The organism is Pseudomonas sp. P5_A2_2, assembly GCF_054177685.1.
In genome coordinates, this window is the sequence record NZ_JBGCUL010000217.1 from 1 (window position 1) to 6,265 (window position 6,265).

The following is a 6,265-nucleotide window of genomic DNA, read 5'->3' on the forward strand; positions in this document are numbered from 1 at the left end:
TCGCATGCCGTTGGCGCGCACCGGGATCGGCAAGGCGCTGATGCTCGATGATTCACCGCAAGAGTGGCAGCGCCTGTACGAAGTCAGTCTGCCGGTGGGTGGGAAAAATCAATTCTGGCCGCAGCACCCGGAGCAATCCTGGGAGCAGTTTCAGCAGCGCATGGTCGAGTACGTGGCCGGCGGTTACGCCTTCGATCTGGAAGATAACGAACCGTCGATCCGTTGCGTGGCTGCGCCGGTCCGCGATGCCAGCAAACGCATCGTCGCMGGCATCAGCATCGCCAGTACCGTGCCGTACATGCCGCTGGAAAAAATGGCCGAGCTGATTCCCCTGATCAAAGGGGTCACGGCCCGGCTGTCGGCGGAGCTTGGTTTGAAGGTTTAAGCCTTGAAGGTTTAGAGCTTCAATGTCGCCATGTCGATGACGAAGCGGTACTTCACGTCACCGGCGATCATGCGGGCGTAAGCCTCGTTGATCTGGCGGATGTCGAGCATTTCGATGTCGCAGGTGATGTTGTGTTCGGCGCAGAAATCCAGCACTTCCTGGGTTTCGGCGATGCCGCCGATCAGCGAGCCGGCCAATACCCGGCGGCCCAAGACCAGTTTGGCCGCATGCACTGGCGGCTCTACGGGTTCGATCAACCCCACCAGAATATGCACACCGTCGAAACGCAGGGTGTCGAGGTAGGGGTTGAGGTCGTGCTGCACCGGAATGGTGTCGAGCAGGAAGTCGAAGTGACCGGCGGCAGCCTGCATCTGCGCGTCATCGGTGGACACGATCACATGGTCCGCGCCCTGGCGGCGAGCCTCTTCGGCCTTGCTTGCCGAACGGGTGAACAGCGTCACTTCGGCGCCCATGGCCTTGGCGAACTTGATGCCCATGTGGCCCAGGCCGCCCATGCCGAGAATCCCGACCTTGTCACCGGCCTTCACGCCGTAGTGCTTGAGCGGTGAGTAGGTGGTGATGCCGGCGCACAGGATCGGCGCGGCGCTGGCCAGGGCCAGTTTTTCCGGGATGCGCACCACGAAATGCTCGCTGACCACGATGCTGTCGGAGTAACCACCCATGGTGTTGCTGCCATCCACGCGGTCCGGGGTGGCGTAGGTCATGGTCGGGCCTTCGAGGCAGTATTGCTCCAGGTCGGCCTGGCAAGCTTCGCAATGGCGGCACGAATCGACCATGCAGCCAACACCGACCAGATCGCCGACTTTGTGTTGGGTGACATTCGCACCGACGGCGGTCACTTTGCCTACGATTTCGTGACCAGGCATCAGCGGGTAAACAGCAATGCCCCACTCGTTGCGGGCCTGATGGATGTCGGAATGGCAGACGCCGCAGTAGAGAATCTCGATGGCAACGTCGTCAGGCCTTGGGCTGCGACGTTCGAATTTCACGGGGGCGAGGGGAGTGGTGGCCGACTGGGCGGCGTATCCGATGGCGGTGTACATGGTGAACCTCGCAAAAGCGCTGACGGGTGAGGTGGCGCATTCTGGGCGCCGAACCCGGTAGCGACCATGGCGATTCCTCCGGGTGTCATGCCTATTCCTCCGGCATGCGGGTGTGGGCCGTCGCATTGGCCAGCGGATCTGCGATGATGCTTTCGTCCCTTTTTCCGTGACTTTTTTTGTGACTTTTTTTGTGAAGAGCCCCGATGCTGCTGACCCGTCATCTTGATGCCAATGCCAGCCTGGTTTCGCTGATCGAGCCGCTGTCCACTCGTAACGGTTTCGTCCCGACCGCGTTGCCGGGCGTGCAGGTTCTGCGGGCCAGTTGCGATGTAGCCCGTGGGCCGCAGATCTACGAGCCGAGCCTGGTGATCATCGCCCAGGGCAGCAAACTGGCGTACCTGGGGCCGCGCACCCTTGAATACGGGGCGGGGCACTATCTGATTCAGGCGCTGCCGGTGCCGTTCGAGTGTGAAACCTTTGCCGCGCCGGACGGGCCGATGCTGGGCGTTTCTGTCGCGATCGACCGGGTGATGCTGGGCGAACTGGTGTTGGCGATGGGCCTGGCGCCAGGGCGGCATATTCCGGCGCAAACACCTGAGTCCATGACCTCGGCAGTGCTCGATGATGCGATGCGCGGTTGTGTCGAGCGGCTGTTGCGTTGCCTGCACGATCCGCTGGAGTGCCAGGTCATGGGGCAAGCGCGCTTGCGCGAGTTGCTGTTCGTCGCGTTACGTGGTCCACAAGCCGATGTATTGCGGGCGTTGGTTGAGCAGCAAGGGCAATTTGCCCGGATCGCGGCATCCCTCAGTCATCTGCATGCGCATTTTGCCGAACCGCTGAACGTCGAGACCCTGGCCAGTTGCGCGAACATGAGTGCGTCGACCTTTCACGAGCATTTCAAGCGCAGCACCTTGTTGTCGCCGGTGCAGTATCTGAAGCGATTGCGTCTGCTCAAGGCGCAGCAGTTGTTGCTGGGCGAGGGGCTGGGCGTGGCGCAGGTGGCGCATCGGGTGGGGTATCAGAGCACGTCGCAGTTCAGTCGCGAGTACAAGCGCTACTTCGAGCGTAATCCGGGTGATGAGCGCGCAGCCTGATCCACCGATAAACCCTGTAGGAGCGAGCCTGCTCGCGATGAGGGAGTGTCAGCCGCCGTCAATGTTTTCTGATGTACCRCTATCGCGAGCAGGCTCGCTCCTACAGTGGTTTTGTGGTGTGGCTCAAATCGCAGGCAACAAAAAGGCCCCCATTTCGGGAGCCTTGATGTTCGCGGTTCGGCTTACATGTTCGGGTAAGTCGGGCCGCCAGAGCCTTCCGGCGTCACCCAGGTGATGTTCTGTGCAGGATCCTTGATGTCACAGGTCTTGCAGTGAACGCAGTTCTGGGCGTTGATCTGGAAGCGCTTCTCGCCGTCTTCCTTGGTGATCACTTCGTACACGCCGGCCGGGCAGTAACGCTGTGCCGGCTCATCGTACAGCGGCAGGTTCTTGCTGATCGGGATGCTCGGGTCGGCCAGCTTGAGATGGCACGGCTGCTCTTCTTCGTGGTTGGTACCGGAGATGAACACCGAGCTCAGTTTGTCGAAGCTGATCTTGCCGTCCGGTTTCGGGTAGTCGATCTTCTTGCAGTCGGCCGCGAGCTTCAGGCAAGCGTAATCCGGCTTGGTGTCGTGCAGGGTGAACGGCAGTTTGCCGCCGAAGATGTTCTGATCGAGCCAGTTGAAACCGGCACCGATGATCGGGCCGAACTTGTGCATCGCCGGGCCGAAATTGCGGCTGGCGAACAGTTCGTCATAGAGCCAGCTCTGCTTGAAGGCGTCGACGTAAGTGGTCAGCTCTTCGGTGCCGTCTTTTTCAGCGAACAGTGCCTCGGCCACGGATTCAGCTGCGAGCATGCCGGACTTCATCGCGGTGTGGCTGCCTTTGATCTTGGCCACGTTCATGGTGCCCAGATCGCAACCGATCAGTGCACCGCCCTTGAAGACCATTTTCGGCAGCGAGTTGATGCCACCCTTGGCCAATGCACGCGCGCCGTAGCTGATGCGCTTGCCGCCTTCCAGGTATTGCTTGAGCACCGGGTGATGCTTGAGGCGCTGGAACTCATCGAACGGCGACAGGAAGGTGTTGCTGTAGGAAAGATCGACGATCAGGCCGACCACCACCTGGTTGTTTTCCAGGTGGTAGAGGAACGAGCCGCCGGTGTTCTCGGTGCTCATGATGTCCAGCGGCCAACCGGCAGTGTGGACCACCAGGCCTGGCTGGTGCTTGGCCGGGTCGATTTCCCAGATTTCCTTCAGGCCAATGCCGTAATGCTGGGCATCGGCTTCGCTGTCGAGGTTGAAGCGCTTGATCAGCTGCTTGCCGATATGGCCGCGGCAACCTTCGGCGAACAGCGTGTACTTGGCGCGCAGCTCCATGCCCGGGGTGTACAGGCCTTCTTTCGGATTGCCTTCGCGGTCAACGCCCAGGTCGCCGGTGATGATCCCGCGAACCACGCCGTTCTCGTCGAACAGCGCTTCCTGGGCGGCGAAGCCCGGGTAGATTTCCACGCCCAGGTTCTCGGCCTGCTGGGCCAGCCAGCGGCACAGGTTGCCCAGGGAGATGATGTAGTTGCCTTCGTTGTGCATGGTCTTGGGCACAAAGAAGTCTGGAATTTTCTGCGCGCTGTCGGCGTTTTTCAGAACGAAGATGTCATCGCGGGTGACTGGCGTATTCAGCGGCGCGCCGAGTTCTTTCCAGTTCGGGAACAGTTCGTTCAGGGCCCGTGGTTCGAACACGGCACCGGACAGAATGTGAGCACCGACTTCGGAGCCTTTTTCGACCACGCAGACGCTGATTTCCTTACCGGCTTCGGCGGCCTTCTGCTTCAAGCGGCAGGCGGCGGAAAGACCAGCGGGGCCGGCACCGACGATGACCACGTCGAATTCCATGTATTCGCGTTCCACAGGCTATCTCCTACTCAAGGCTCAACAGTTTTTTTTCTAATTTGGAAGTCGGGTGTCGCATCCGTGAATCCCTGCGCAGCGCCGGGAGAGGACAATCGATTAACCACCTTTCTCTTTGGTGGCGCATTATATCTACACCACTCTCAGCGTCCAATACAAACGTTTGTTTGAAATGGCTCAAAGCCAGAGAAATCAAAGTCACCCGGCTTATGAACGGCCATTTTGGCGTATTGACCGGAATAGGTGTTCCGGTCAAGATACGGGCGGTTTTGCGCTCGCCGTAGGCTGACTGTTGGTTTCAAGAGCACCTCTAAAGACAGGGCGATGGCAGTAGAGAGTGATGCGCTGCGCGGGGTTGATGCGCAGTTTACACGCCGCGATGTTGAATGACTCATCAGTCACCACTGACGGACGGTCATCCAGATCATGAGCGATGGTCACTTGACAGCTTTGCCGGCGTTTTTGGAGGTGCCCTTGCGCCCGATGAGCATCAACCGCCAGGTTCGCCTAGGCGACTTTCTTTTCACCGGAGAGTAACGAGGAATCCATGAAGGTTCTTGTAGCTGTCAAACGCGTTGTGGATTACAACGTCAAGGTTCGCGTCAAGGCGGACAATTCCGGCGTCGATCTTGCCAACGTCAAGATGTCGATGAACCCGTTCTGCGAGATCGCCGTGGAAGAAGCCGTACGCCTGAAAGAGAAGGGTGTTGYGACTGAAATCGTCGTCGTCTCCGTAGGCCCGTCCACCGCTCAAGAGCAACTGCGCACCGCGCTGGCTCTGGGTGCCGACCGTGCCATCCTCGTCGAGTCCGCCGAAGACCTGACTTCCCTGGCCGTTGCCAAGCTGCTGAAGGCCGTTGTCGACAAGGAACAGCCTCAGCTGGTGATCCTTGGCAAACAGGCCATCGACAGCGACAACAACCAGACTGGCCAGATGCTCGCTGCATTGAGCGGCTACGGTCAGGGCACGTTCGCTTCGAAAGTCGAAATCAACGGCGACAGCGTAGCCGTGACCCGTGAAATCGACGGCGGCGCGCAGACGGTTTCCCTGAAACTGCCGGCCATCGTCACCACCGACCTGCGTTTGAACGAGCCGCGTTATGCGTCTCTGCCAAACATCATGAAAGCCAAGAAGAAGCCTCTCGAAGTGCTGACTCCGGACGCTTTGGGCGTTTCCACCGCCTCCACCAACAAGACCCTGAAAGTCGAAGCGCCTGCTGCACGCAGCGCGGGTATCAAGGTCAAGTCGGTGGCTGAACTGGTCGAGAAACTGAAAAACGAAGCGAAGGTAATCTAAATGACTATCTTGGTTATTGCTGAACACGACAACAAAGTGCTGGCCCCGGCCACGCTGAACACCGTTGCTGCCGCTGCCAAAATCGGTGGCGACATCCACGTTCTGGTTGCAGGCCAGGGCGCTGGCGCCGTGGCTGAAGCCGCTGCGAAAGTGGCTGGCGTGGCTAAAGTGCTGGTAGCCGATAACGCTGCCTACGCGCACCAGCTGCCGGAAAACGTTGCTCCGCTGGTCGCTGCTCTCGTTCAAGAAGCAGGGGCTGCGGGCTACAGCCACATCCTGGCTGCCGCTACTTCCAACGGCAAAAACATCCTGCCGCGCGTTGCCGCTGCACTGGACGTTGACCAGATCTCCGAGATCATCTCGGTAGAAAGCGCCGACACCTTCAAGCGTCCGATCTACGCCGGTRACGCCATCGCTACCGTTCAATCGAACGCTGCGGTCAAGGTGATCACCGTGCGTGCCACCGGTTTCGATCCGGTTGCAGCTGAAGGTGGCTCCGCTGCCGTTGAAGCTGTTGCTGCTGCCCACGACGCTGGCATCTCCAGCTTCGTTGGCGAAGAACTGGCCAAGTCCGATCG

Annotated in this window: 5 protein-coding genes and 1 pseudogene; 4 read left to right on the top strand and 2 right to left on the bottom strand. The window is 59.8% G+C overall.

All coding sequences use genetic code 11. From position 1 onward, the window contains the following. Positions 1–385: IclR family transcriptional regulator domain-containing protein (locus ACXRVY_RS14380; protein ID WP_458237618.1), on the top strand; the 385-nt coding region annotated here is incomplete at its 5' end. Positions 386–396: 11 nt separating this feature from the next. On the opposite strand, the gene ACXRVY_RS14385 is transcribed toward ACXRVY_RS14380, so the two are convergent. Beyond that, positions 397–1,449, bottom strand: coding sequence for an NAD(P)-dependent alcohol dehydrogenase (locus tag ACXRVY_RS14385; protein WP_457266336.1), 1,053 nt, complete (start codon positions 1,447–1,449; stop codon positions 397–399). A 203-nt stretch (positions 1,450–1,652) separates the two neighbouring features. Here ACXRVY_RS14385 and ACXRVY_RS14390 point away from each other — a divergent pair, with 203 nt between their 5' ends. Next, on the top strand, positions 1,653–2,543 hold the full coding sequence (locus tag ACXRVY_RS14390) for an AraC family transcriptional regulator N-terminal domain-containing protein (RefSeq protein ID WP_457266335.1): 891 nt from the start codon (positions 1,653–1,655) through the stop codon (positions 2,541–2,543). Positions 2,544–2,725: 182 nt separating this feature from the next. Here the strand turns inward: ACXRVY_RS14390 and ACXRVY_RS14395 are convergent, their stop codons facing one another. Then, the gene (locus ACXRVY_RS14395) at positions 2,726–4,390 is read right to left on the bottom strand and encodes an electron transfer flavoprotein-ubiquinone oxidoreductase (RefSeq protein WP_223459546.1); all 1,665 of its coding nucleotides are present in this window, start codon (positions 4,388–4,390) and stop codon (positions 2,726–2,728) included. A gap of 547 nt (positions 4,391–4,937) precedes the next feature. On the opposite strand from ACXRVY_RS14395, the gene ACXRVY_RS14400 reads away from it, so the two are divergent. Continuing rightward, entirely contained in the window at positions 4,938–5,687 is a 750-nt protein-coding gene (locus ACXRVY_RS14400) for an electron transfer flavoprotein subunit beta/FixA family protein (protein ID WP_458237619.1), read from the top strand. After that, positions 5,688–6,265 (top strand): annotated as a pseudogene (locus tag ACXRVY_RS14405) (electron transfer flavoprotein subunit alpha/FixB family protein); the annotation flags it as partial.